Origin of the sequence: Klebsiella sp. B345 (assembly GCF_051131735.1) — a bacterium.
Classification (GTDB): Bacteria; Pseudomonadota; Gammaproteobacteria; order Enterobacterales; family Enterobacteriaceae; genus Klebsiella.
The window spans coordinates 1,554,711-1,580,085 of record NZ_CP180443.1; the positions used below are offsets into that span (position 1 = coordinate 1,554,711).

The window sequence follows — 25,375 nt, forward strand, 5'->3', positions numbered from 1 at the left end:
GGGTTTATACGAAGTGCTAACGGCAGTTATCGTGCCATTATTCGCCCCGGTAAGGCAAAACATTCTGCGCCATGGAGCAAATTTTTTCTCATCATAAACGCTTAACTATGCACTACTTACCCGCCAGACCTGCCTTTTTTGCACTGTATTGATGCAGCAAAAGCGAACGTCGCACCAAAATAAGGCATCGCAGGATGTGGCACATCCACCAGACCCGGCTGCCCGGGTCTGGTGCGACGTTTAGTCACCGTACACGTTGAAGTTGAAGTACTTCTTCGCCAGCTTGTCGTAAGTACCGTCTTTACGCATATCGCCTAACGCTTTATCGAACGCGGTTTTCAGCTCGCTATCGGTTTTACGCAGGCCGATGCCGGTACCGTCACCGAAGAATTTTTTATCTTTGACAGAAGGACCCGCAAAATCAAAATCTTTACCGGCGGGTTGTTTGAGGAAGCCTTCGCTGGCCGCGACTTCATCCTGCAGCGCAGCGTCAAGGCGACCCGCGGCCAGATCAGAGTAGATCAGATCCTGGTTCTGGTAAGCCACCACATCAACACCCTGGCTACGCCAGCGCTCATTGCCATAGGCTTCCTGAGTCGACCCCTGCAGGACACCGACATGTTTGCCTTTCAGCGATTCCAGCGTCGGCTGGATCGGCGAGCCTTTCGGCGCAATCAGGCGAGAATCCGCAGCATACAGCTTGTCAGAGAAGGCAATCTCCTGCTGACGTTTTTCGGTGATCGATAATGAGGAGATAATGGCGTCAATTTTCTTCGCCTTCAGCGACGGAATTAACGAGTCGAAGTCACTGCCCACCCAGGTACATTTCACCTTGATACGCGAACACAGCTCGTTGCCCAGGTCGATATCAAAGCCGACGAAATCCCCTTTCGCATCCTTGGATGAGAAAGGCGCATAGGTGGCATCGGTACCGATACGAATGCTTTGCGGAAGCGCGGCAAACGCGCTGGAGGCACTGCTGAGTCCCATCATTAATGAGAGGGCCAGGATCGTCTTCTTCATACAATACCCTTAAGTGTCGTGATGTTGTTATGTCGTGCGTTATGTAGTTATGTTTGCTGCCAACGAATCCTGCAGGTTTTGTGCCATCTTCTCAGTGCGTGCTGGAAATAGCGTTAAATTTGTTAATAGAAGGTTGCAAGATTGTCTAAGGAGGGAAGATAACAGCATTGGCGGATAAACCGCAGCGGCCAGACGCAAAAAAACAAATTAAATGTCGAGGATTTGATCGAGGCAGCAAAATTGCACTGCAAGCGCGCAAAGGTTAATAAAAGGCACTATTACGGTGCGACTGAGGGTCCCTGCCAACGGGTAAACAGGTCCTGCGGGAGGGTAATATCGAACTGATCGATAACGCGATTAACCGTCTGGTTAATGACGTCATCGAGGGTTTGTGGACGATGATAAAACGCCGGCACCGGTGGCATAATAACCGCCCCCATCTCCGCCGCCTGCACCATCAGGCGCAGATGACCAAGGTGAAACGGCGTCTCCCGCACGCACAACACCAGCGGACGACGCTCTTTGAGCACCACGTCCGCCGCGCGGGTTAGCAGACCGTCGGTATAGCTGTGAACGATGCCCGACAGCGTTTTCACCGAGCAAGGCAAAATCGCCATACCGGCAGTCTTGAATGAGCCAGAAGAGATGCTGGCGGCGATATCCCGGGCATCATGGACCACGTCGGCCAGCGCCTGTACGTCACGCAGCGAATAATCGGTCTCCAGTGCCAGAGTCTGTCGCGCGGCCTGGCTCATGATCAAATGGGTTTCGACATCGGGAACATCGCGGAGAATTTGCAACAGGCGCACACCGTAAATCGCGCCGCTGGCGCCAGAAATCCCAATAATAAGTCGTTTCACGATGTTTGCCCCTTCCACATAATGTCGCAGACTTTGCCGGATTATGGCGCAGGACGCAAGCGCACGGAGCTTTCGCGTACCACCAGATGCACCGGCATCAGCAGGTTTCTCTCACCCTCTTCATTGAGCAACAGGCGAAACGCGTCCCGCCCCAGTTCGCGCTTATCAATAGCTACGGTGGTCAATGGCGGATGCGCCCAGGCTGCGGCATCAATATCATCGAAGCCGACGATCGCGATATCGCCAGGAACATTCAGCCCCTGACGGGCACAGACCCGCATCGCCACCAGCGCTGCCATGTCGTTATAAGCAAATATAGCGTCTGGCGGCTGAGGTAGCGCCAGCAGTTTCTCCATCCCTTCGACCAGCGCCTGTTCGATATCCTTGACCGGCGGTACTTCGACACGATATGCCTCAGAGAGTGCAACACCGGCCTCAAACAGCGCCTGCTGGTAACCTTCTACGCGCTGGCGAATACTGTAGTGACGTTGAGAATGGCCGAGGAAAGCAATCCGTCTCCTGCCCTGCTCCAGCAGATGCCGGGTGGCGACAAAGCCTCCATGGTAGTTGTCCGGGTTCACGCAGGAAAAATCAGCGGCCCACAGATCCACCAGCGCCACGGGAAGAGACATTTTCCGCAGTTCGCTCAGCACTTCTGCCTCCAGATAACCGGCGCAAATCAGTGCGTCAGGCTGGTGCAGGTTAATCAGATCCGCGATGGAGTCATCCGGACCGATGGGCTGAAAACTCATCGCAATGTCATTTTCCCGGCAGGCGTCGGCCACCCCGAGCATTACGTTGGAATAAAACGGCAAGGCGCTGGCGATATTGTGCTGGCGATGCAGCAGGAAAAGCAGTCGCTTGATGCGTCCGTTGCGCAGGCGGGAAAAATCGTAGCCCTGCGCTTCCGCAATCGACAAGATCCGCTGGCGCGTCTCTTCGCTCAGCCCCGGCTGCCCTTTAAGGGCCCGGGACACCGCCGCAATAGACACTCCGCACGCCGTCGCAATGTCTTTAATTCGGGTCTTTTTTACCATGCCGTTCGTTTCACCTGTCAGGCGCGATGCCGCGCGTTTTTCCATTCTGTAAGGCCTGTTCACCGGCCCATGCGGCGCCGCGCACGCCGCTGCTGGCTCCATGTGTCGCCGGCACGACCGGAGTGACACAACGACCGCCAAAGACGTACTGTGCCATCTCCTCAGACAAACCGCTATACAGCTCATCCACGCCGGACAGACCGCCGCCTACCACGATCACATCTGGGTCGAGCAGATTCACCACGCTGGCGAAGGCCCGGGCAACCTGGTTACGGTAACGTCGCCACAAGGCTTGTGCGCCATCCCGCCCCTCACGCATCTGTTGCACCAGGTCTTCCGCCGTGACGTCCTGAGCGGCCTGCTGGCGGAACTGCCGGGCCAGACCGCTGCCGGAAATAAAGGACTCCAGGCAATGATGCTGCCCGCAATAGCACAACGGCGACTCGCCGTCATATTCAGGCCGGTAGTGAGGCAAAGGATTATGCCCCCATTCACCGCTGCAGGCGTTGGGCCCCGTCATCAGGCGCTGGTTGGCGACAATTCCCCCACCGCAGCCCGTTCCGAGGATCGCGCCAAACACCACGTTGTGCCCGGCCCCGCTGCCATCCGTCGCTTCCGAGAGCGCAAAGCAGTTGGCGTCGTTTGCCACCGCCAGCGGCTGACCAAAATATTCACTAAGAATATCATGCAGTGGATGACCATTAACAACCTGTATGTTGGAGTTTTTTACTAAACAAGAGTGCGGTTCTATCGCCCCCGGCAGACAAAAACCCATGCTGAGCGTCGTCCCCGCTTCCTGCTGCGCTCGTTCAACCTCAGCAATCACCCCTTGTACAAACTGTTCGACGCTGCTTTTTGGCGTTGCCACCCGCTGACGCCAACGGACATCGCCTGTGCTGTCCAGCAGCACGGTCTCCATTTTGGTACCGCCAATATCCATGCCTAAATGCATTTCCGCTTCCCGTTTCTGGTCAATATGGTTCGTACCATAACCAAAAACCAGGGTTTCGGCGGGCAATGCCCGCTCATTTCGTGATCAAGATCGACATCAAAAATATATTTCTAGTAAAAATAAAGATCAAAATCACAACAACATCGCCAGGGCATGTACCCATACCGCGTATCAGATCTATGCTCGCCGTCGTATTAATTTTACTAAAAACAGTCAGAGATACGCCGTAATGACGTTTTGGATCATCACAACCTGGTTACGCAAATGAGGATTGATTATGGCTACAGCCGATAATCTCGATACCGATGTGCAGATCGTTGATGCGGGGGAAACGCTCTCTACCCGCGAAAAAATAGGTTATGGACTGGGGGATGCTGGAGGTCACTGCATCTCAGATTTAATCAGCGGCTTTCTGCTGTTTTTCTACACCGATGTGTTTGGCCTCAGCCCGGCCATCGTCGGCGCCATGTTTTTTACCCTCAGAATTGTTGATGCGGTATCTGACCCGGTGATGGGCGTTATCGCTGACCGGACGCGCAGTCGCTGGGGCCGTTTTCGCCCGTGGCAGCTGTGGACTGCCGCTCCGCTCGCGGTGATCGGCATCCTGACGTTTACCGTGCCGGACATGAGCGCCAATATGAAAATAGCCTGGGCCTTCGGCACCTATTTCCTGCTGTCGGTGGGCTATACCGCCAACAACGTCCCCTACTGCGCGCTGATTAACGCGATGACCAACCGTCACGATCAGGTGATGTCCTGCCAGTCCTGGCGCTTTGTGCTCAGCGGCATCGCCGGTTTCCTGGTTTCCGTCGGCCTGCCGTGGATGGTGGAATATTTTGGTCAGGGCAATCTCGCCAAAGGTTACCAGTACGGCGTGACCGTGCTCTGCGCTATCGGCGCGGTGATGTTTTTACTGTGCTTTTTCTGGGTCAAAGAGCGTGTGCCCCTGTCGCTGGCGGGAACATTTACCCTGCGTCAGCATCTGCAAGGACTGCGTAAAAACGACCAACTGCTGATGATGCTGGTGATGTCCTTCCTGCTGGTGAATATTCTCTGTATTCGCGGCGGCGGCTATATGTATTTCATCTCCTACGCCTTAGAGGGCAGCGCCGGGTTTATGTCGCTGTTTTTTGCCGTCGTGACGCTGGCGGCGATTGCCGGGGCGGTGATCGTTAACCCGCTCTCCCGCCGTGTTGATATGGTCAAACTGTACTTTTACACCAACCTGGTGCTGGTGGTCTTCGGCCTGGCAATGTGGTTTCTGCCGACCGGCCCGCAGCATCAGACCTTATGGCTGGCCTGCATCCTGATCAACAACATTGTCCTCGGCTTCACCCTGCCGCTGCACTTTTCGATCATGGCTTTCGCCGACGACTACGGCGAGTGGAAGAACGGCGTGCGCTCTTCCGGGATGAACTTTGCCTTCAACCTGTTTTTTATCAAGCTCTCGTGGGCCTCATCCGGCGGCATCATCAGCCTGATCCTGATCATGGTGGCCTACCAGCCGGGGCTGGAAAACCAGACTGCCGCCTCCGTTCAGGGCATTACCCTGCTGCAAAGCGTGGTCCCGGCGATTTTCCATCTGGTGCTGGCGCTATGTCTGCTGAAGTGCCGCCTGAATGGCCCAATGATGAAACGAATTTCTTCCGATCTCCATTTACGACATTCCCATATTTCCTGAGGTATACATAATGCAGTCTGATGTTATTGAAGCCGACCTGAACCGAATTACCGTGACCGACCCGTTCCTCGGGGAGTACCAGCGTCTGATCCGCGATGTGGTCATCCCCTATCAGTGGGAGGCGCTGAACGACAATATTCCTGATGCCGAACCGAGCCACGCGCTGGCGAACTATCGCATCGCGGCCGGACTGGAAAAGGGTGAATTTTACGGCATGGTTTTTCAGGACAGCGATGTTACCAAGTGGCTGGAAGCGGTCGCCTGGTCGTTAAGCCAAAAGCCTGACGCCACCCTGGAACACACCGCCGATGAAGTGATTGAGCTGCTGGCGAAGGCCCAGGCTGAAGATGGCTATCTGAATACCTGGTATTCCGTGAAAGAGCCGGGCCTGCGCTGGACCAATCTGGCCGAGTGCCATGAGCTGTACTGCGCCGGGCATCTGTTTGAGGCCGCGGTGGCTTTTTACAATGCCACCGGCAAGCGTCGTCTGCTTGAGATATCCTGCCGTTTTGCTGACCATATTAACGACGTTTTTGGCCCCAATGCAGGCCAGCTACGTGGCTACCCCGGACACCCTGAAATTGAACTGGCGCTTATGCGCCTGTATGAAGTGACTCAGGAGCCACGTTATCAGGAGTTAGCCCGCTTTTTCCTCGAGGAGCGCGGCCAGCAGCCCTACTACTACGATATTGAGTTTGAACAACGCGGCGGTACCTGGCACTGGGATAACTGGGGTGATGCCTGGATGGTGAAAGATAAAGCCTATACCCATGCGCACAAGCCGCTGAATGAACAAGACCAGGCGGTGGGTCACGCCGTGCGTTCAGTCTATCTGATGACCGGGCTGGCCCATATCGCGCGGATGACCCGCGACGAAGAGAAGCGCCAGACCTGCCTGCGCATCTGGAACAACATGGTCCAGCGGCGTATGTACATTACCGGCGGCATCGGCTCTCAGGGCATTGGCGAGGCCTTCACCAGCGATTACGATCTGCCGAACGACACCGCTTACGGCGAAAGCTGCGCCTCGATTGGCCTGATGATGTTCGCCCGTCGGATGCTGGAAATGGAAGGCGATGCGCACTACGCCGACGTTATGGAACGGGCTTTCTACAACACCGTACTTGGTGGGATGGCGCTGGACGGGAAGCACTTTTTTTACGTCAATCCGTTGGAAACTCATCCAAAAAGCATCCCACATAACCATATTTACGATCATATTAAACCGGTCAGGCAGCGCTGGTTCGGTTGCGCCTGCTGTCCGCCAAACATCGCCCGCACGCTGGTGGCCATCGGTCACTATCTGTTTACGCCGCGCCAGGATGCGTTGTTTATCAATTTCTACGCCGGCAGCGAAGCCAGCTTCACCATCAATGAGCAGACGCTGGCGCTGAACATCAGCGGCAATTATCCGTGGGACGAAGAAGTGACGATTGCCTTCAGCCATGCGCAGGCCGTCAACCATACGCTGGCGCTGCGTCTGCCTGAATGGTGTGAAGCGCCGCAGGTGTTGGTCAACGGCGAATCAGCACAGGGCACACTGCTGAAGGGCTATCTGCATATCACTCGCCAATGGCAACAGGGAGACGTCATTACGTTGCATCTACCGATGACCCTACGCCGGGTCTATGCCAACCCGCTGGTGCGTCACAACGCCGGTAAAGTCGCTATTCAGCGCGGGCCGCTGGTTTACTGTCTTGAAGAGGCGGATAACGGTACCGAACTGCACAACCTCTCGCTGCCGGCGAACAGCCGCTTCAGCGAAATCGCCGGCAGCGGCGTGCTCGCGGGGAAAGTGTTGCTGGTAGCCGAAGGCCTGCGTCGACCGACGCCGGCAGATGACCAACCGCTCTATAGCTTTGACCATCCGCAAACCCAGATGCAGAAGCAGACGCTGACCTTTATTCCGTGGTTCAGCTGGGCCAACCGGGGCGAAGGTGAAATGCGCATTTGGCTGGACGAGGCGTAACGCAACAACAAAAAAACCCGCGGTCAGCAGACGGCGGGTTTTTCGCAACAAAGGGACAGATTACCCTTCGTTATGCATCTCTAAGTTCTCGACTTCATTCTGACGCTGTACCGCTTTAGCGTCGTCATTACGCAGGGAATCGAGGTAATCCAGATAGCTCTGGTCGACGTCTTTGGTGACGTACACACCGTTGAACACCGAGCATTCAAACTGCTGAATATCCGGGTTTTCTGCGCGAACAGCGTCAATCAGATCGTTCAGATCCTGGAAAATCAGGCCATCGGCACCGATGATCTGGCGGATCTCGTCTACTTCGCGACCGTGGGCAATCAGCTCGGTGGCCGTCGGCATATCAATACCGTAGACGTTCGGGAAACGAATCTCAGGCGCGGCGGAGGCCAGATAGACCTTCTTCGCACCAGCTTCGCGTGCCATCTCGATAATCTGCTCAGAGGTGGTACCACGTACGATGGAGTCATCCACCAACAGCACATTTTTATCACGGAACTCAGCACGGTTGGCATTGAGCTTACGGCGCACTGATTTGCGACGCAGCTGCTGTCCCGGCATGATGAACGTGCGGCCAACGTAGCGGTTTTTCACGAACCCCTGACGATAAGGTTTGTCGAGGATACGGGCAATTTCCAGCGCAATATCGCAAGAGGTTTCCGGAATTGGAATGACCACATCGATATCCAGGTCTTCCCATTCGCGCGCGATTTTCTCGCCCAGCTTGGTACCCATGTTAACGCGGGCGCTGTAGACGGAAATTTTATCGATAAAGGAGTCCGGACGCGCAAAGTAAACGTATTCGAACAGGCATGGGTTGCTGACCGGGTTTTCCGCACACTGACGGGTAAACAGCTGGCCTTTTTCGGTAATATAAACCGCTTCACCCGGCGCAACGTCACGCAGGAACTCGAAGCCCAGGGTATCCAATGCCACGCTCTCGGACGCCACCATATACTCGGTACGACCGTCACCCACATCACGTTTACCCAGCACCAGAGGACGGATACCGTTCGGATCGCGGAACGCGACCATACCATGACCGATAATCATCGCCACGCAGGCGTAAGCGCCACGAATCTGCCGGTTGGTCGCGGCGATCGCTGCAAAAATGTTATCCGCTTCCAGTGGATAATGACGGAAATTATCCAGCTCGCTGGCAAAGATGTTGAGCAGGATTTCAGAATCGGAGGTGGTGTTGATGTGGCGGCGTTTTTCTTCAAACAGCTTTTTACGCAGCTCGTGCGCGTTGGTCAGGTTGCCGTTGTGCGCCAACGTGATGCCATACGGCGAGTTGACGTAGAAAGGCTGCGCCTCGGAGGCACTTGAGCTGCCAGCCGTCGGATAGCGAACATGGCCAATCCCCATATTGCCCTGCATACGCTGCATATGGCGAGCTTCAAAAATATCGCTCACCATACCGTTTGCTTTACGCAAACGGAAACAGTTATTTGCATCAATCGTGATGATGCCTGCGGCATCCTGGCCACGATGCTGAAGCACCGTTAACGCGTCATAAATCGACTGGTTTACCGGCATAACACCGGCGATACCGACAATACCGCACATACGTCTTTTCCTCGTTCAGCCACATCCCAACGCTTATGCTTTGGGCAAGAAACTTGACGAGCTTTGCAGATAGTCAAAAAACCATCTGATAACGAAACTGAACTGCGGGATAAGCTCTGACTTTTGCCAGTCTTCGCTTTTCGCCATACCGGTAAAACTATCGAGAAAGAACAGTATCGCAGAGACTATCAGCACGCCACGCAGGGCGCCAAAACAGATCCCTAACACCCTGTCGGTACCCGACAGGCCGGTCTTCTCTACCAGTGCGCCAATGACATAGTTAACAATGGCGCCGACGATCAGCGTTGCGATAAACAGTATCGCGATAGCAATCCCATTGCGGACCATTTCGTCTTCAAAACCCGTGAACCAGACAGCCAGGTAAGTGTAGTAATGGCTGGCAACAAAGAAAGCACATCCCCATGTCACCAACGATAACGCTTCACGAACAAAGCCGCGGATCAGGCTTACCAGACAGGAAAAACCAATCACCGCAATAATGACGTAATCAATCCAGACCATAAACATCCCACGATTTACGCCCTGTCGTCCAGTTCGGGGCGCATTCTAACAGAAAAAGAAAACGTTTGCGTAGGGATTTCCGTGCCCTACAGAAATAAAAATGGCGCTGAAAAAACATTCAACGCCATGCTGTCTTTAGCCTTCTGAAAGCACATCAGACAGGCACGTTGCCGCTCCCCATTACCGGGAGCGGCACGATTAGTTAGGGCTGTATCCCATCACCACACCGCTCAGTCCGGAGAGCTGTTTCAGGTCGCCAAGCTGGCCTTTCAGCTTATCTTTCGAGGCATCTGGACCCACCAGAATTCGGGTAATTTTACCCTGAACCGGGGTTGAAGGCGACGTGTAGACTTTGAATCCGGAGGAGCGCAGTTTACCGACGATCTCGTTGACCTTATCGGCGTTCTTCAACGCCCCAAGCTGCACCACGTAGGCTTTGCCTGTCGGTGCCGGGATCTCTGCCGGTTTCGCTGGCGGCGTCTGTACGGCCACCTGCTGCTGTTGCTGCGGCTGCGGTTTCTCAACCGGCTTCGGCTGCACAGGTTGCGGCTTAGGCTGTGGCTGCGGTTTAGGCTGCGGCGCCACGACCGGCTCCTGCACATCATCGAAGCTGTTGCTGTTGACCGGGATCCGCGATGGATCTAACGACGGTGCCGCGGCATCACCCGCACGGACCTCTTCCGCCGCCCCTTCAGGCGGTTGCGCCGGCAAGGCCTGCGTCGCGGCCGGCAGCATGTCCGGCTCATCGCGGTCGCCTGGTTTCGGCACCAGAGGAATCGCCGCGAACTCATCCTGATAATGCTTTTTCTGGCCATCGAGCAGCCCTGGGAGAATAATCACCCCCAGCGCCACCAGTACAATTGTCCCGACTAAACGGTTCTGAAACTTACTCGCCACCGATTCTCCCCGCGTCTATTTCTTCCATTACATGCGCCACCGTGTGGAATGACCCGCACACCAGTACGGTATCTTCAGACCTTGCATCAGCCATGGCCGTATGCCATGCCTGAGCGACATCAGCGTAAGCATTCCCTTCAGCTAAATGTTCCAGCAGCTGTTGCGCCGTGGCGCCGCGCGGCCCTTCCAGCGGAGCGCAGTACCAGCAGTCGACTTCTGCCTTCAGGTTTGCCAGCGTACCGGCGATATCTTTATCATGCAGCATACCAATAACCGCCAGTACGCGCCCCGTTTTCGACAGGCTTTTGAGACGCCCGGCGAGATAAGCCGCCGCATGAGGATTATGGGCCACATCGAGAATAACACGCGGCGATTCGCTGATTATCTGAAAACGGCCGGGCAACATCGCCCGTTCAATGCCCTCGCGAATCGCCTGCTCGCTGATGACCAGCTGACTGGCGCGCAGTGCTGCCAGCGCCGTAGCGGCATTCGGCATGGGCACCAGCGGCAGCGGCAGCCCCGCTAACGTTCCCTGAGCGTCAGAGAAGGACCAGGATTCGGCTTCGACGGTGTAGCACCAGTCCACATCACGCTGCAGTAGCATTGCACCTTTCTCAGCGGCTACCTCAGCAATCGTATGAGGCATATCCGGCTCACCGACGATCGCAGGTTTACCGGCACGGAAAATACCGGCCTTCTCACGACCAATACTTTCACGATCCGGCCCCAGCCAGTCGGTATGGTCCAGCGCAATGCTGGTCACCACGGAAACATCAGCGTCAACGATATTGGTGGCATCGAGCCGGCCACCCAGGCCAACCTCGAGGATCACCACGTCGAGCTGCGCCTGCTGGAACAACCACAGCGCTGACAACGTACCAAACTCAAAATAGCTCAGCGAAATATCGCCGCGGATCGCTTCAATCTCGGCAAAGGAAGCGGTATGCGCACCTTCCGGCAATTCCGCGCCCTGGATACGTACACGCTCGGTATAGCGCACCAGATGCGGCGAACTGTACACGCCAACCTTGTAGCCCGCCGCCATCAGCACGGACTCCAGCGTACGGCAGGTGGTTCCCTTACCGTTGGTGCCAGCCACCGTAAAGACAAACGGCGCCGGTTTTAATACCGCCATCCGTCCGGCAACATCGCGAACGCGCGTCAGCCCCAGATCGATGGTTTTACTGTGCAGGTGTTCCAGATAGGAAAGCCACGTAGCCAGGGGCGACGTGGCCTGAGGAGTAGGTTGTTTTTCCATGATGTCCGCAAGAGTTAACGGTAAATACGCTTCATCCTTCAAACTGCCTCTTGCCGGCTGCGCTCGTTATCCGCGCTGTCTACAGGCCCAGGTCCCAATGGGATGGTAACCCTTCCGCCGCGCCGCAGTTTGAACGATGGCGCATATAATTAAAAAAGGGCAGCGCCGTCAGGCCTGCCCTCTGAATTATCAGGCCTCTGGTTCCTGATCCGGTGCTGGCTGCACCACCTCGCCTTCATGAGAGACATCCGGGCTGGGTGCCGGAAGATTCATTAACTTCGCCAGGATACTGGCCAGCTTCAGGCGCATCTCCGGGCGACGAACGATCATATCGATCGCCCCTTTCTCAATCAGGAATTCACTGCGCTGGAATCCCGGCGGCAGTTTTTCACGAACGGTCTGTTCGATAACGCGAGGACCGGCAAAGCCAATCAGCGCTTTCGGTTCGGCGATGTTGAGATCGCCCAGCATCGCAAAGCTCGCGGATACACCGCCCATGGTCGGGTCAGTCAGTACCGAGATATACGGCAAGCCACGCTCCTGCATTTTAGCCAACGCAGCCGACGTTTTCGCCATCTGCATCAGCGACATCAGCGCTTCCTGCATACGCGCACCGCCGGAAGCGGAGAAGCAAATCAGTGGGCAATTATCTTCCAGCGCCTGTTCAACGGCACGGACGAAACGCGCGCCGACGACGGAACCCATTGAGCCACCCATAAAGGAGAACTCGAAGGCCGCGGCGACAACCGGCATCTCATGCAGGGTACCCTTCATGACCACCAGCGCATCTTTTTCGCCGGTCTCTTTCTGCGCGGACGCCAGACGGTCTTTGTACTTCTTCGAATCGCGGAACTTCAGCACATCTTTCGGCTCGAGCTCGCTTCCCAGCTCCACCAGGGAACCTTCGTCCAACAGGCTATGCAGGCGATTACGCGCCGACATACGCATGTGGTGATCGCACTTAGGGCAAACCTCCAGGTTGCGCTCCAGCTCTGCGCGGTACAATACCTGTCCGCAGCTGTCGCACTTGGTCCATACACCTTCAGGAATACTCGCCTTACGGGTGGGAGTGATGTTGCTTTTAATTCGTTCAATCCAGCTCATTGATAACCTTTCTGCCTGAACCTGGTCGATGCCAGTTTTGTCTTAAGGGGCGCATAATGCCATTTTTGACCCTTACAGACCATGAATGTTGCACATTAAATCATAACATCCCGTCACATGGGATAAAAAAGTGGTCGTACCGCTCACACTTCCCTCTTCGGGCCGTGATGCTGCACCCGAAGAGGAACACGCGGTCTGGACTATTTAGCCTGCTTCGCCGCGGCGCGCTTGTGGCGAATGATTTCAATCACCCCAGGCAGCACCGACAGCACAATAATCGCGACGATCAGCAGCTTCAAGTTTTCCTGTACGATCGGCAAATCACCAAACAGATAGCCGGCATAGGTAAACAGCAGAACCCACAGCAGCGCGCCGGCCACGTTATACGCGGCAAAATGACGATAGGACATATGGCCCATTCCCGCCACAAACGGCGCGAAAGTTCTGACAATCGGCACAAAGCGCGCGAGGATAATCGTTTTGCCGCCATGGCGTTCGTAGAACGAATGGGTTTTATCCAGGTAGCTGCGACGGAAAATTTTGGAGTTAGGGTTACTAAAGAGCTTTTCACCAAACAACCGGCCAATGGTGTAGTTCAGCGCATCGCCGACAATTGCCGCGATCACCATCAATACCACCATCAGATGCACATTCAGATCGTTGGTCGGCAACGCTGACAGCGCCCCCGCCACAAACAGCAGCGAATCTCCCGGCAGGAATGGTGTCACCACCAGACCCGTTTCGCAAAACAGAATTAAAAACAGAATGGCGTAAACCCAGACGCCGTAATCGGCAACCAGCTCAGCCAGATGAACATCAATATGCAGGATGAAATCAATTAAAAAACGAATCAGGTCCATATCGTATAAATCCTTAATGGCACGACATTTAATCGCTCAGGATACTGCCCGATAACACGCCGTGCGTTACCAGGCAGTCTGAAGGATAAAGCGTATACGTTAGTCCGCCAGAAACAGCGGGCCCATCGGCATCACCGGCAGGTCGAAACGGGCCGGATAATCTACCGACACCAGATACAACCCTTCGGCTTTTGCCGTTGCAGCGGCAAGCTTCCTGTCTTTCGCCGCCAGAAGTTCTGCAATCCAGCTCTCTGGCTGGTTACCGGCGCCCACTTCCATCAAGCTGCCGACAATGTTCCTTACCATATGATGTACAAAGGCATTAGCTTTAATATCCACGACCACATACGCGCCGTAACGGGTGACGCTAATATGCATAATATTCCGCCACGGCGTGCGCGACTGGCACTGCACCGCGCGAAATGACGTGAAATCATTTTCACCCAGCAGACACTGAGCGGCACGTTGCATCCGCTCAGCGTCCAGCGCCTGGTGACAATGCGTGACACCCTGGCTTAACACCGCCGGACGCAGACGGTGATTATAGATGACGTAACGGTAGCGCCGGGCGGTGGCGCTGAACCGGGCATGAAAATCGTCCGGAACATGCTTAACCCAACGCACCGCAATGTCACCAGGTAAATTCGCATTTACGCCGAGCGTCCATGCGGCATCTTTACGCAGCGCATGGGTCTCGAAATGGACCACCTGACCGGTACCATGAACACCTGCATCGGTACGCCCGGCACAGAACACGCTAATCGGCTCATTAGCGACCTGCGAGAGCGCCTTTTCCAGCTTTTCCTGCACGCTGCGAACTTCGTTTTGCCGCTGCCAGCCGTAATACTTACTGCCGTCGTACTCAATACCCAGTGCGATTTTATACACCGGCAGCTGCTCCAGCTCAGACATCAGTACAAATACTCCTGCACCAGTTTCTCGGCAATTTTCACCGCCATCAGCGCGCCGCCAAAACGCACGTTATCGGCAACAGACCAGAACTGAATCTGCTCAGGCATACCGTAATCGTTGCGGACGCAGGCGACTGACAGGTGCGCAGAACCGGATGCATCACCGACCTGAGTCGGGAACTCACGTTCTTCTGAAAGTTCAATATCTTCACCACGGGCAAAGGCATCGCGTGCTTCTTCCGCCGCCAGCGGACGCAGCGCTTCGAAGCTGACCATTTGCGCATGACCGTAAAAGACCGGTGACTGCACAACGTTTGCCGAAATCATCAACCCTTCATCCTGGAGGATTTTGCGGACTTCATCAACGATACGGCGCTCTTCGCGCACGCTGCCTTCACGATCCGGCAGCAGCGGCAGCATGTTAAACGCCAACTGACGACCAAAGAAATCGTCCTCATCGATCGGGATACCGTTCAGCAGTTTCGCGCTCTGCCCTGCCAGCGCATCTACGGCTTTTTTACCGTGGGCGGAAGCAGAGATCAGGCTGGTGACCCCGATACGCGACAGGCCACCTTCATCGATCAGCGGTTTCAGTGCCGCCAGCAGCTGGCTGGTCAGGCTATTAGGGACAGCTATCACATTACGATTGCGATAGTCGGCCAGGACAAACGGATTCACTTCCGGCACGACCAGCGGAACATCCGGCTCCAGCGCAAACAGGCCGCTGAGATCGATAACCAGGCAACCGGCGTTGGTGGCCTCTTCTACATAGGTAGCACTTGCTTCGACACCGGCGGCAAAAAAGGCCAACTGGGCCTGAGTCCAGTCAAATGCGGCAGCATCCTGTACCACAACCGACTTGCCGCTAAAACGCAGATGTTCGCCTGCGCTCTCATTGCGCGCCAGCGCATAAATGTCACCCACCGGGAACTGACGTTCAGCAAGGGTTTCAAGCAGGGCTTCGCCGACGGCGCCCGTTGCGCCCAGTACGGCAATATTCCAGCCTTCAGACATGGTGGTTTACTCCAGAGAAAAGCGACCCTGTCGGAGTATCCAACAGAGTCATTAAGAAGATATTAACGAATGGGGTGATGTACGGCATTAAAACCGAGCTGACGCAACAGCGTTGCCGCCTGCACATCGCTGCACTGTACGTACAGGGATGACCATTCACGACGCTCCTGATAATTCTTGCGTAGCTTGTCAAATTCACCCGGCACGCCGGCGACTTTTCGCAACGGCGCATCATCGCGGCGCACATCATACACCAAATGTACCAGCCTTTTTAGCGTTGGCTGATCGAGCGGGCCATGCAGGGTAATGCGGCCAAATTCTGGCGCCGGTAGCAAGGTATCTAACGCCACCTGCTGCGGATGACCAATAAAGGCGCTGTAAGCTTCAAAGACCTGCGTCGTCCCGCGCGCTTTCCCTTCCAGGGTGTAGCCGGCGATATGTGGAGTTCCGATATCAACGCGGCTCAGCAGTTCAAGGTTCAGATCAGGTTCAGGTTCCCAGACGTCCAGCACCACGCTTAACGACTGACCGGACTGCAGACAGGCCAGCAGCGCGTGGTTATCCACCACCGGACCGCGACAGGCGTTGATCAACACGCTTCCCGGTTTCAGACGGCGAATTAACGTCTCGTCCGCGAGGTGCAGGGATTTGTATGGCCCGTCTTTAAACAGCGGCGTGTGGAAGGTCAGAACATCCGCTTCCTGAACCAGTTCATCCAGCGTGCGGAAATCACCTTCATCGCCACGATCGGCGCGCGGCGGATCGCACAGCAGCGTTTTAATCCCCAGCGCTTCCAGCCGTTTTTGCAGACGCCCGCCGACGTTGCCGACCCCGACAATCCCGACGGTACGATCGGTCAGCGCAAAACCATCGCGCTCGGCCAGCATCAGCAAGGATGAGAAGACATATTCAACCACCGCAATGGCGTTACAGCCAGGGGCGGCCGAAAACCCGATCCCGGCCTGCTGCAGCCACGCCTGATCGACATGATCGGTGCCAGCCGTCGCGGTGCCAACGAACGTAATCCCTTTGCCGGAGAGCAGCGCTTCATTAACTTTAGTGACGGAGCGAACCATCAGCGCATCGGCGCCTGTAAGGGCCTCAACCGGCACAGGACGGCCGGGGACCGCCTTGACCTCGCCTAATCGGCTAAAAAGCTCGCGGGCATAGGGCATATTTTCATCAACGAGGATTTTCACGGTTTTGTACCTGTCTGAGAACAAGAGTAAACCGGGGAAGTGTGCCATAATCTCGCCGCCAGGAACATCATCACCGGGCCTCTGTACAGCAATACGGAAAGGATTAATCATGACACAACCCGTTTCAGGTATCTCCGACCGCCCTCCGGGGAGTGGTGCTTCCGTCACCGGAGAGCCAGCACTGACCACACAGCAACGAACCGTTCTTGAGCGGCTGATTACCCGTCTGGTGGCGTTAACTTCGCAGCAGAATGCGGAAGTGTGGGCAGGAGTCAGGCACGATTTGGGCCTCAAAGGCGATGCATCCCTGCTGTCGTGCCATTTCAGTGCCGCTGAAAATAACCTGAATCAGCGTCTTACTGTGGCGCAGCAAAATCTTCATCATCGCCAGACCCTCGCGCAATTGAGCGAGCTGCTGAACCGGGGAAACAACCGCCAGGCGGTCAGCGATTATATTCGCCAGCATTACGGGCAAACCACGCTGCATGCGCTCACCGAAGAGCACCTGCAAGAAGTGCTGCAGCTGCTGAAAAGCGGCCAGCTGTCAATCCCACAACCGCAGCAGCGCCCGCCAACCCTGCGTCCCCTTCTGCCCGCCGAGCACAATACCCTTAACCAGCAGGTCAGTCGGCTTGCAGCGGCCACCGGCGAACCGGGCAAGCTTATCTGGCAGTCGATGCTGGAACTGTGCGGAGTGAAAACCGGCGAACTGATCCCGGCGACCCACTTCACGCCCCTCTCCTACTGGCTGCATGCCCGGCAAACGCTCAGCACCCAGGCAGCACCGACGCTCACTATGCTACAAGCGGCGCTGAAACAGCCGCTGGAGGCTCAGGAGTGGCAGACGATCGTCGATTTTGCCCAGCACAGCTGGCACGTCACGCCACAAACGACCTTGAGTTCGACCCAGGTACTGGCGCTGCTGAACAAAATATTTGTCTTACGCGTCGCCAGAGCGCAAGAGACGCTGGCCATTCCCCCGCTGCCGCCGGAACCTACTTCACTTATGGAGCGCCTGAAAAAGCCGTGGATGATTCTGCTGGCAGTGCTGGTGGTGCTTGGGCTGATCTGGTTGTTGATGTAAAACAGCGGTATGGCGAAATCCCCGGCCTCTGTTGCAGGCCGGGTCATGGCGTGTTCTATGCGACTATTTACGTAAAGAGAACAGCGTCACCAGAATGCCCAACAGCGCACAGGCCGCGCCGGCCATAAACACCGAGGAATAGCCCAGCGAGGTGGCGAGCAAGCCGGCCAGCGGACCGGTGATGCCGTACGAGATATCCTGGAATGCTGCATAGCCGCCTAACGCGGTGCCACGTACCTGCGCCGGGACACGTTTCACCACTTCAACGCCTAATGACGGGAAGATCAGCGAACAGCCGCACCCTGTCAGCGCCGCGCCCGCCAGCGCCACCCAGGCAACGGGAGCCTGCCACAGCAGAATCAGACCGATGGCTTCAATGAGCAGTGAGACCATCGCCACCTTCACCCCGCCAAAGCGGTCCGGCATCCAGCCAAACAGAATACGCATCAACACGAAAGCACCGCCAAATGCGGTCAGCGTGAAGCCCGCCATCGCCCAGCCGCGGCTGGCAAAATAAAGCGAGACAAAGGTGCCAATCACCGCAAACCCGACGCCCTGAAGCCCAAGCCCAATGCCCGGACGCCAGATCATACCGACCACGCTCCATAACGACGGGCGTTCACCGCCATGTGCTGGCACCTTACGCACTGTGCCATTGATTGCCAGCGCCAGCAGCGGCAACGCCATGGTGACGCAAGCCAGCACGGCTACGCCAAAATGCGAGTAGATCAGTAAGCCCAGCGGCGCGCCAACGGCCAGGGCACCGTACATTGCCATACCGTTCCAGGACATCACTTTTCCTGAACGCGTCGGGCCCACCAGCCCCATTCCCCAGCTAAGGTTACCGGTCAGCAACTGGCTTTCGCCAAAGCCGAGGATCAGGCGCCCCAGAATCAGCAAGGCAAACTTTGCCCACACCGAAACCGGCAGTAGCACGGCCAGCAGCCATGCTGCACCGGCCAGGGCACAGGCCAGCATCCCCTGAAGTACCGAACGTTTGGCACCATGTTGGTCAGCGAGGCGCCCGGCGTAACCGCGGGTCAGCACCGTCGCCAGAAACTGGATCCCCACGGCAATCCCCACCATCGTGTTGCCGAAGCCCAAATCATGGTGCACAAAAAGCGGGATCACCGGCAGCGGTAATCCCACGGTCATATAGGTCAGAAAGACAGAAAAGGTAATACGAAATAGCGAAACATTCGCTGATTGAGTTGTTGCTGTGACAGTCGCTGCGGACATGCTTTACTCCAGTTCGCAGAGTAAGGCGAGGTGATAGCCACGCCCCCTCCACCTGATGATCAGGGTTTAGGTGCGTTGGATGACGTTAAACGCTTACGCATAATCGGGGAGATTAATGTTCCGCAGCAGTTTGCCTGCCGAGCCCTGGTGCTGTCAAGAAGACAAAAAGGGAGCCGGTTGGCTCCCTTTTACGCATCAGTTGGCATTACGCCGCTGGATTACGCGTTGTGTTTACGCATTACCAGCGTGGCGTTGGTGCCGCCAAAACCAAAGCTGTTGGACATGACAGTCGTCAGCGCAGACTCGGTTGGTTTGGTGACGATGTTCAGACCTGCAGCCTGCTCATCCATCTCGTCGATGTTGATGCTTGGCGCAATAAATCCGTGTTCCAGCATCAGCAGAGAGTAGATAGCTTCCTGCACGCCAGCGGCACCCAGAGAGTGGCCGGTCATCGCTTTGGTCGCGGAGATAGCCGGGCTGTGGTCGCCGAACACTTCACGGATAGCGCCCAGTTCTTTCACGTCGCCTACCGGAGTAGAGGTGCCGTGGGAGTTCAGATAGTCGATTGGGGTATCCACACCGGCCATAGCCTGCTTCATGCAGCGCACCGCGCCTTCACCAGACGGGGCAACCATGTCAGCGCCGTCGGAGGTTGCACCGTAACCAACCACTTCAGCATAGATGTGCGCGCCGCGAGCCAGAGCGTGTTCCAGCTCTTCAACCACGACCATACCGCCGCCACCGGCGATAACGAAACCGTCACGGTGTGCATCATAAGTACGGGAAGCTTTGTCCGGCGTTTCGTTATATTTGGTGGACAGAGCGCCCATCGCGTCGAATTCACAGGCCATTTCCCAGCACAGCTCTTCGCCGCCGCCAGCAAACACGATATCCTGTTTGCCCAGTTGGATCTGCTCAACCGCGCTGCCGATACAGTGTGCAGAAGTCGCACATGCAGAGCTGATGGAGTAGTTCACGCCGTGAATTTTGAACGGGGTCGCCAGGCAGGCAGAAACGGCAGAAGCCATCGCTTTGGTTACCACATACGGACCAACCGCTTTCAGGCCACGCGGGCTACGCATGGCGTCTGCGCCGAACACCTGAGACTTAGAAGAACCGCCGGAACCGGCAATCAGGCCTACGCGAGGGTTGTTTTGATAAACGTCTTCTTTCAATCCTGCATCTTCAACAGCCTGCTGCATGGAGAGATAAGCATAGATAGAGGCATCGTTCATGAAACGGACCACTTTGCGATCGATAAGACCCGTGGTGTCCAGTTTGACGTTACCCCATACGTGGCTACGCATACCAGAATCTTTGAATTCTTGAGAGAAAGTGATCCCCGAGCGTCCTTCACGCAGAGATTCCAGGACTTCCTGCTGGTTGTTACCGATGCTGGAAACGATGCCCAGGCCAGTAATCACTGCACGTTTCATTCAATACCTCTATAAAGTCATGCTATTTTAAGTTTCGAGTCGCACAATAGCGTACACTTGTACGCTGAACAAGTCCGATCAGACAAATTAAGCATAAATTTGCGCCGTCCGGCACACATCGTTAAGATCGTTGCACGCCTTGAGATTCGAGTAACTTACGTGAAACAAAACGCCATACAACCTGCCAACCTGGAATTCAATGCTGAGGGTACACCTGTTTCCCGAGACTTCGATGATGTGTACTTTTCCAATGACAATGGCCTGGAAGAGACACGCTTCGTTTTTCTCGGCGGCAACCGCCTTGGCAAGCGCTTTCCGGTTCACCCTCACCCGCTATTCATCGTCGCCGAGAGCGGGTTTGGCACGGGCCTCAATTTCCTGACCTTGTGGCAGGCGTTTGACGTTTTTCACCGCGACAACCCCGACGCTACCCTGCAAAGATTACATTTCATCAGTTTTGAAAAATTTCCGCTGACCGCCGCCGATCTGCAACGCGCGCATGCCCACTGGCCTGAACTGGCGCCGTGGGCCGAACAGCTGCAGGAACAGTGGCCGCTGCCGCTCGCGGGCTGCCACCGCTTATTGCTCGACGACGGGCGCGTGACGCTGGATTTGTGGTTCGGGGATATTAATGAACTGACTCGCGAGCTTGACGATTCGCTGAATCAGCAGGTCGACGCCTGGTTCCTCGATGGCTTCGCCCCGGCGAAAAATCCGGACATGTGGACCCCGACGCTGTTTTCTGCGATGGCCCGTCTGGCAAGACCGGGCGGCACCCTGGCAACGTTTACTTCCGCCGGATTTGTGCGCCGAGGTCTGCAGGACGCTGGCTTTACCATGCACAAATGCAAAGGCTTTGGCCGCAAACGCGAAATGCTCGTCGGCGAGATGACACAGACGCTGAACGTCCCGGTACGTACGCCCTGGTTTGCCCGTACCGGCAGCCAGCAGCGCGATGCGGCGATTGTCGGTGGCGGTATCGCCAGTGCCCTGCTCGCCCTCGCGCTGCTGCGCCGTGGCTGGAACGTCAGTTTATACTGCGCCGACCCGGTTCCGGCCGAAGGCGCCTCGGGCAATCGTCAAGGGGCGCTCTACCCGCTGCTGACCCAGCACGATCCGGCTCTGGCGCGCTTCTTCCCGGCGGCGTTCACCTTTGCCCGCCGCCTGTATGACGCGCTCCCGGTGATGTTTGATCACCAGTGGTGCGGCGTTACCCAGCTTGCCTGGGATGAAAAGAGTGAACAGAAAATCGCGCAGATGCTGGCGATCGGGCTGCCGAAAGGTATCGCGATGGCGGTTAACGCCCAGACCGTCGCGCAGGAAGCGGGAGTGGACACCGGTTGCGGCGGAATCGCCTATCCCGCCGGTGGCTGGCTGTACCCGCAACAGCTCACGGCCGAACTGTTTGCCCTGGCCGCCACCCGCGGATTGCGTACGCACTACGGTATTAAGGTCTCGACCCTGAGCCCCGACCATGACGGCTGGCAGCTCAACCACCAGCATCAGCATGGCGTGGTGGTTCTGGCCAACGGCCATCAGCTCACTGGTTTCTCTCAGACCGAACATCTGCCAGCCTATCCGGTAGCGGGCCAGGTCAGCCATATTCCCACCACGCCCGGGCTGGCGGCACTGCGCCAGGTCCTGTGCTATGACGGCTACCTGACGCCGCAGAATCCCCATAATCAGCAGCACTGTATCGGCGCCAGCTATCATCGCGGACAGAGCACCCCGGCTTTCAGCGCCGAAGACCAACAGCACAACCGGCAACGGTTGATTGACTGTTTCCCGCAGGCGACGTGGGCAAAAGAAGTGGATGTCAGCGGCAATGAAGCGCGCTGCGGCGTGCGTTGCGCCACCCGCGACCATTTACCGATGGTGGGGAATGTCCCGGATTATGACGCCACCTTAACGCAGTACGCGACGCTGGCCGAAGAGAAAGAGCAGGCGCCGACGGCACCGGTGCATCGCAATCTGTTCGTGCTGGGGGCGCTGGGCTCACGCGGGCTGTGCTCCGCGCCGTTAGCAGCGGAACTTCTGGCGGCACAGATGAGTGGCGAACCGCTGCCGCTGGATGCGACCACCCTGGCGGGGCTGAATCCGAACCGTTTATGGGTAAGAAAACTGCTGAAAGGGAAGGCGGTGAAGTAAACCACAGGGCGCGTCTGGCAGACGGTAAATCAGACTGCGTAGCGCGGCGCCGGCGCGATAACCGGCGTCGCACCGCCCGGCCGGATCATCGAGCCGGGCGTTCAGCGGCAATTAATGGGTTGCGCGCTGGTATAAACTGTCCCACATCCCCTGAACCAGGATCTGATCCGGCGGCGAGAGCTCACCGGCGCCGATCGCTTTCTCCAGGCTGCGAACGACCTGATCGTTGATCGCTTTCGCAGAGTGGTCGTCTCCTCCTTCCAGCTCGGCAACCGCCAGTGTCAGGTGGCCGCGCAGATAGCCGCTGGCAAACAGTTCATCATCACTGGCGTGGTCTACCATTTCATCGATCAGTGCCAGAATGCGTGATTCAAACTCCGCGAGCATTGTCTTTCCTCTTCTAGTGTCAAACGTGGCGTTAGTGCAGGTCTTCCGGCCACGGGAATTGTTCTGCCGTCAGTGGCGGCGTCTGATAATAATCTTGTAAGGCCTGGATAAAGCGTGCCGGGCGTTCTGGGATCCCTTGCTCGAGCAGGGTCATCACCTGCGCATGGACGCGGCGCTGGAAGGCGATGCGATCGGGCTCAAAGTCCCCTTCCAGATTGTCACAGCTGACGTTAAACGGAAAACCTGCCGCGACGCAAAACAGCCAGTCAAAAGCCTGGGGCTTGACTTCAACCTCTTCAAACTTGCACTGGGTCATCGCGTCACGGCCATCCGGGCAGTACCAGTAACCGAAGTCAACCTGTTCGCGGCGGGCCTTGCCCGCGATACACCAGTGGGAAATCTCATGCAGTCCGCTGGCATAAAAGCCGTGGGCAAAGACGATACGGTTATACGGCACGTCGTTATCTGCCGGAAGATAGATCGGTTCGTCATCGCCTTTAATCAGACGGGTATTAAAATCGTCGGCAAAGCAGCCGTCAAAAATCGCGATCAGCTGCTGATATTGGTGTTGTTGTTGCATTAATGAATTCCCAACCACTGAAGAATTTCAGCCCCGTGGCTGTCATAAAGAAGTTTCGCGCTCATCACGGCGGAGACAACCACAATCATCGGACGAATCAACGATTGTCCTTTACTCAATACCAGCCGTGAACCGGCACGGGCGCCAATAAACTGCCCCGCCATCATCACGAACCCGGTGGCCCAAATCACTTTGCCGCCAATGATAAACAGCAGCAGCCCGCCGACGTTGGAGGTGGCGTTCAGTACCTTGGCATGGGCGGTTGATTTGGCGAGGTTAAACCCGGCGAGCGTGACGAAGGCCAGCGCATAGAAGGAACCGGCTCCCGGCCCAAAGAAACCGTCATAAAAGCCCACACAGCCGCCTGCGATCAGGGCAAACGGCAGGCCATACAGGCGACGCTGGCGGTCTGCTTCACCTAATCTCGGCATCAACAGGAAATACAGGCCGATGCCGATGACCAGCACCGGTAAGATCTGGCGCAGAATATCGGACTGGACGTGCTGCACCAGCAACGCACCGGCGGTTGAGCCGATAAAGGTCATCAGGATATTTAGCTTCTGGTCGGCCAGGTTCACCACCTTGCGGCGGATAAAATAGAGCGACGCGGAAAGCGATCCGCCGCAGGCCTGCAGCTTGTTGGTCGCCAGCGCCTGCGCCGGAGGTAGTCCGGCTGCCATCAGCGCCGGGACGGTCAGTAGCCCACCACCGCCCGCCAGCGAATCAATAAACCCAGCCAGAATAGCTACGAAAAAAAGCACCACCAGTACCATCGGTGACACCATAAACAGGTCAACAAAGCTTTCCATTACAGCACATGCTCATCCAGTAGTGCCTGGCAGGAAGGCGGCAACGGCGGCGGCGTCTTCTTCACAGGAGAGGTGGTTCCAGGTTTTGGTGGTTCAAACCAGCTTTGCAACTCGGCGCCGCAGCCATCACCTGCCGGTGGTGGGGCCTGCTCTTCGCACTCCAGGCTGCCCGCCGGGCAACGCAGACGCACGTGCATATGCGCACGGTGCTGGAACCACGGTCGCACTTTACGTAGCCAGCCACGATCCTGACCGGCGTCGAGGCACAGCTGCTGCTTGATAGCCGGGTTCACAAAAATGCGCGTGACGTCGTTATCTTCTGCCGCCAGTTTAATCAGGTTGCTGATTTGCGGGCTCCACAGAGACGGCACCACATGCTTACCGTCACGGGCGACCAGATCCAGCGCCTGCGGTTTCAGCAACTGAGCCGAGCTCCAGCGGGTCTGCGGGAGCTGGAGGAAAATATCGACATCCAGCCCGCTTTGATGGCTGGCATGACCGCCGTTAAAGCGACCGCCCGCCGGCATCCCCATGTCGCCAATCAGCAGCGTACCCATTCCACGGCTATGCACCTGGTTGCCCAGACGCTGGATAAACTGAACCAGATCCGGATGGCCGAAATAGCGACGCTGGTCGGTACGCATAACCTGGTAAGTGGCCGAGTTTAGCGGCAGCCCCTGCGCCCCCACGATACAGCCGTTCGCAAAGGCACCGATAGACTGCGCGCTACCGGCGATCGGCTGAGTGATTTTTTGCCACGGCGTTGCCGCGAGGCTGGCAGAGCTGGCGACAAGCGCCAGCAGAGCGATAACGGTTTTTTTCATCGA

At 56.6% G+C, this 25,375-nt stretch carries 23 protein-coding genes; 4 read left to right on the forward strand and 19 right to left on the reverse strand.

The window, feature by feature from the left end; translation table 11 throughout:
* Window positions 1-240: 240 nt before the first annotated feature.
* The 4 genes from argT to ACMYSO_RS07220 form a co-directional block, all read right to left on the reverse strand.
* Window positions 241-1,023, reverse strand: a complete 783-nt coding sequence (gene argT / locus ACMYSO_RS07205; RefSeq protein ID WP_434669952.1) for a lysine/arginine/ornithine ABC transporter substrate-binding protein ArgT — start codon at window positions 1,021-1,023, stop codon at window positions 241-243.
* 278 nt (window positions 1,024-1,301) lie between these two features.
* Window positions 1,302-1,883 (reverse strand): UbiX family flavin prenyltransferase, encoded by a 582-nt coding sequence (locus tag ACMYSO_RS07210; RefSeq protein ID WP_434583732.1) that lies wholly within the window; start codon window positions 1,881-1,883, stop codon window positions 1,302-1,304.
* Window positions 1,884-1,924: 41 nt separating this feature from the next.
* The gene (locus ACMYSO_RS07215) at window positions 1,925-2,920 is read right to left on the reverse strand and encodes a LacI family DNA-binding transcriptional regulator (protein WP_434669953.1); all 996 of its coding nucleotides are present in this window, start codon (window positions 2,918-2,920) and stop codon (window positions 1,925-1,927) included.
* Window positions 2,921-2,930: 10 nt separating this feature from the next.
* Complete coding sequence (locus tag ACMYSO_RS07220; RefSeq protein WP_434670765.1) at window positions 2,931-3,872, reverse strand: ROK family protein; 942 nt, start codon at window positions 3,870-3,872, stop codon at window positions 2,931-2,933.
* Between the two features lie 277 nt (window positions 3,873-4,149).
* On the opposite strand from ACMYSO_RS07220, the gene ACMYSO_RS07225 reads away from it, so the two are divergent.
* Window positions 4,150-5,553: an MFS transporter gene (locus ACMYSO_RS07225; RefSeq protein ID WP_434669954.1), complete on the forward strand. Its 1,404-nt coding sequence runs from the start codon at window positions 4,150-4,152 to the stop codon at window positions 5,551-5,553.
* Window positions 5,554-5,563: 10 nt separating this feature from the next.
* Window positions 5,564-7,522: a glycoside hydrolase family 127 protein gene (locus ACMYSO_RS07230; RefSeq protein ID WP_434669955.1), complete on the forward strand. Its 1,959-nt coding sequence runs from the start codon at window positions 5,564-5,566 to the stop codon at window positions 7,520-7,522.
* A 60-nt stretch (window positions 7,523-7,582) separates the two neighbouring features.
* On the opposite strand, the gene purF is transcribed toward ACMYSO_RS07230, so the two are convergent.
* The 9 genes from purF to pdxB form a co-directional block, all read right to left on the reverse strand.
* Complete coding sequence (gene purF, locus ACMYSO_RS07235; RefSeq protein WP_434583728.1) at window positions 7,583-9,100, reverse strand: amidophosphoribosyltransferase; 1,518 nt, start codon at window positions 9,098-9,100, stop codon at window positions 7,583-7,585.
* A 33-nt stretch (window positions 9,101-9,133) separates the two neighbouring features.
* A complete protein-coding gene (gene cvpA, locus ACMYSO_RS07240) occupies window positions 9,134-9,622 on the reverse strand; it encodes a colicin V production protein (RefSeq protein ID WP_004865201.1) in 489 nt (162 codons plus the stop codon).
* A 198-nt stretch (window positions 9,623-9,820) separates the two neighbouring features.
* Window positions 9,821-10,519: a cell division protein DedD gene (dedD, locus tag ACMYSO_RS07245; protein ID WP_123755267.1), complete on the reverse strand. Its 699-nt coding sequence runs from the start codon at window positions 10,517-10,519 to the stop codon at window positions 9,821-9,823.
* Window positions 10,509-11,777, reverse strand: a complete 1,269-nt coding sequence (gene folC / locus ACMYSO_RS07250) for a bifunctional tetrahydrofolate synthase/dihydrofolate synthase (protein WP_434669957.1) — start codon at window positions 11,775-11,777, stop codon at window positions 10,509-10,511. Before folC ends, dedD begins: the two co-directional genes overlap by 11 nt.
* A gap of 189 nt (window positions 11,778-11,966) precedes the next feature.
* Window positions 11,967-12,881 (reverse strand): acetyl-CoA carboxylase, carboxyltransferase subunit beta, encoded by a 915-nt coding sequence (gene accD / locus ACMYSO_RS07255; protein WP_123755269.1) that lies wholly within the window; start codon window positions 12,879-12,881, stop codon window positions 11,967-11,969.
* A 200-nt stretch (window positions 12,882-13,081) separates the two neighbouring features.
* On the reverse strand, window positions 13,082-13,741 hold the full coding sequence (locus ACMYSO_RS07260; RefSeq protein WP_434669959.1) for a DedA family protein: 660 nt from the start codon (window positions 13,739-13,741) through the stop codon (window positions 13,082-13,084).
* A 99-nt stretch (window positions 13,742-13,840) separates the two neighbouring features.
* Window positions 13,841-14,653, reverse strand: coding sequence for a tRNA pseudouridine(38-40) synthase TruA (gene truA / locus ACMYSO_RS07265; RefSeq protein WP_434669961.1), 813 nt, complete (start codon window positions 14,651-14,653; stop codon window positions 13,841-13,843).
* The gene (locus tag ACMYSO_RS07270) at window positions 14,653-15,666 is read right to left on the reverse strand and encodes an aspartate-semialdehyde dehydrogenase (protein WP_434583721.1); all 1,014 of its coding nucleotides are present in this window, start codon (window positions 15,664-15,666) and stop codon (window positions 14,653-14,655) included. Before ACMYSO_RS07270 ends, truA begins: the two co-directional genes overlap by 1 nt.
* 62 nt (window positions 15,667-15,728) lie before the next feature.
* Window positions 15,729-16,865 (reverse strand): 4-phosphoerythronate dehydrogenase PdxB, encoded by a 1,137-nt coding sequence (gene pdxB, locus ACMYSO_RS07275; protein WP_434669962.1) that lies wholly within the window; start codon window positions 16,863-16,865, stop codon window positions 15,729-15,731.
* 109 nt (window positions 16,866-16,974) lie between these two features.
* Between pdxB and flk the strand changes: the two genes are divergently transcribed.
* A complete protein-coding gene (gene flk / locus ACMYSO_RS07280) occupies window positions 16,975-17,949 on the forward strand; it encodes a flagella biosynthesis regulator Flk (protein WP_434669963.1) in 975 nt (324 codons plus the stop codon).
* Between the two features lie 63 nt (window positions 17,950-18,012).
* Here the strand turns inward: flk and ACMYSO_RS07285 are convergent, their stop codons facing one another.
* Window positions 18,013-19,188, reverse strand: coding sequence for an MFS transporter (locus tag ACMYSO_RS07285; RefSeq protein ID WP_434669964.1), 1,176 nt, complete (start codon window positions 19,186-19,188; stop codon window positions 18,013-18,015).
* 218 nt (window positions 19,189-19,406) lie between these two features.
* On the reverse strand, window positions 19,407-20,624 hold the full coding sequence (fabB, locus tag ACMYSO_RS07290) for a beta-ketoacyl-ACP synthase I (protein ID WP_434669965.1): 1,218 nt from the start codon (window positions 20,622-20,624) through the stop codon (window positions 19,407-19,409).
* 159 nt (window positions 20,625-20,783) lie between these two features.
* Here fabB and mnmC point away from each other — a divergent pair, with 159 nt between their 5' ends.
* Window positions 20,784-22,772 (forward strand): bifunctional tRNA (5-methylaminomethyl-2-thiouridine)(34)-methyltransferase MnmD/FAD-dependent 5-carboxymethylaminomethyl-2-thiouridine(34) oxidoreductase MnmC, encoded by a 1,989-nt coding sequence (gene mnmC / locus ACMYSO_RS07295; RefSeq protein WP_434669966.1) that lies wholly within the window; start codon window positions 20,784-20,786, stop codon window positions 22,770-22,772.
* Window positions 22,773-22,883: 111 nt separating this feature from the next.
* On the opposite strand, the gene ACMYSO_RS07300 is transcribed toward mnmC, so the two are convergent.
* Genes ACMYSO_RS07300 through mepA form a run of 4 tightly spaced genes read right to left on the reverse strand, consistent with a single transcriptional unit; the run spans window position 22,884 to window position 25,372 of the window.
* A complete protein-coding gene (locus ACMYSO_RS07300) occupies window positions 22,884-23,159 on the reverse strand; it encodes a YfcL family protein (protein WP_123755278.1) in 276 nt (91 codons plus the stop codon).
* A 31-nt stretch (window positions 23,160-23,190) separates the two neighbouring features.
* Window positions 23,191-23,739 (reverse strand): elongation factor P hydroxylase, encoded by a 549-nt coding sequence (locus ACMYSO_RS07305; RefSeq protein WP_434669967.1) that lies wholly within the window; start codon window positions 23,737-23,739, stop codon window positions 23,191-23,193.
* Entirely contained in the window at window positions 23,739-24,548 is an 810-nt protein-coding gene (locus tag ACMYSO_RS07310) for a sulfite exporter TauE/SafE family protein (protein ID WP_123755280.1), read from the reverse strand. The genes ACMYSO_RS07305 and ACMYSO_RS07310 overlap by 1 nt, the downstream gene beginning before the upstream one ends.
* The gene (gene mepA / locus ACMYSO_RS07315) at window positions 24,548-25,372 is read right to left on the reverse strand and encodes a penicillin-insensitive murein endopeptidase (RefSeq protein ID WP_434669968.1); all 825 of its coding nucleotides are present in this window, start codon (window positions 25,370-25,372) and stop codon (window positions 24,548-24,550) included. The genes ACMYSO_RS07310 and mepA overlap by 1 nt, the downstream gene beginning before the upstream one ends.
* Window positions 25,373-25,375 lie beyond the last annotated feature (3 nt).

Coding starts and splice junctions, on each gene's coding strand:
- argT (WP_434669952.1), bottom strand. CDS start 1,023: ATGAAGAAGACGATCCTGGCCCTCTCATTAATGATGGGACTCAGCAGT.
- ACMYSO_RS07215 (WP_434669953.1), bottom strand. CDS start 2,920: ATGGTAAAAAAGACCCGAATTAAAGACATTGCGACGGCGTGCGGAGTG.
- ACMYSO_RS07220 (WP_434670765.1), bottom strand. CDS start 3,872: ATGCATTTAGGCATGGATATTGGCGGTACCAAAATGGAGACCGTGCTG.
- ACMYSO_RS07225 (WP_434669954.1), top strand. CDS start 4,150: ATGGCTACAGCCGATAATCTCGATACCGATGTGCAGATCGTTGATGCG.
- ACMYSO_RS07230 (WP_434669955.1), top strand. CDS start 5,564: ATGCAGTCTGATGTTATTGAAGCCGACCTGAACCGAATTACCGTGACC.
- purF (WP_434583728.1), bottom strand. CDS start 9,100: ATGTGCGGTATTGTCGGTATCGCCGGTGTTATGCCGGTAAACCAGTCG.
- cvpA (WP_004865201.1), bottom strand. CDS start 9,622: ATGGTCTGGATTGATTACGTCATTATTGCGGTGATTGGTTTTTCCTGT.
- folC (WP_434669957.1), bottom strand. CDS start 11,777: ATGGAAAAACAACCTACTCCTCAGGCCACGTCGCCCCTGGCTACGTGG.
- accD (WP_123755269.1), bottom strand. CDS start 12,881: ATGAGCTGGATTGAACGAATTAAAAGCAACATCACTCCCACCCGTAAG.
- ACMYSO_RS07260 (WP_434669959.1), bottom strand. CDS start 13,741: ATGGACCTGATTCGTTTTTTAATTGATTTCATCCTGCATATTGATGTT.
- truA (WP_434669961.1), bottom strand. CDS start 14,653: ATGTCTGAGCTGGAGCAGCTGCCGGTGTATAAAATCGCACTGGGTATT.
- ACMYSO_RS07270 (WP_434583721.1), bottom strand. CDS start 15,666: ATGTCTGAAGGCTGGAATATTGCCGTACTGGGCGCAACGGGCGCCGTC.
- flk (WP_434669963.1), top strand. CDS start 16,975: ATGACACAACCCGTTTCAGGTATCTCCGACCGCCCTCCGGGGAGTGGT.
- ACMYSO_RS07285 (WP_434669964.1), bottom strand. CDS start 19,188: ATGTCCGCAGCGACTGTCACAGCAACAACTCAATCAGCGAATGTTTCG.
- fabB (WP_434669965.1), bottom strand. CDS start 20,624: ATGAAACGTGCAGTGATTACTGGCCTGGGCATCGTTTCCAGCATCGGT.
- ACMYSO_RS07300 (WP_123755278.1), bottom strand. CDS start 23,159: ATGCTCGCGGAGTTTGAATCACGCATTCTGGCACTGATCGATGAAATG.
- ACMYSO_RS07305 (WP_434669967.1), bottom strand. CDS start 23,739: ATGCAACAACAACACCAATATCAGCAGCTGATCGCGATTTTTGACGGC.
- ACMYSO_RS07310 (WP_123755280.1), bottom strand. CDS start 24,548: ATGGAAAGCTTTGTTGACCTGTTTATGGTGTCACCGATGGTACTGGTG.
- mepA (WP_434669968.1), bottom strand. CDS start 25,372: ATGAAAAAAACCGTTATCGCTCTGCTGGCGCTTGTCGCCAGCTCTGCC.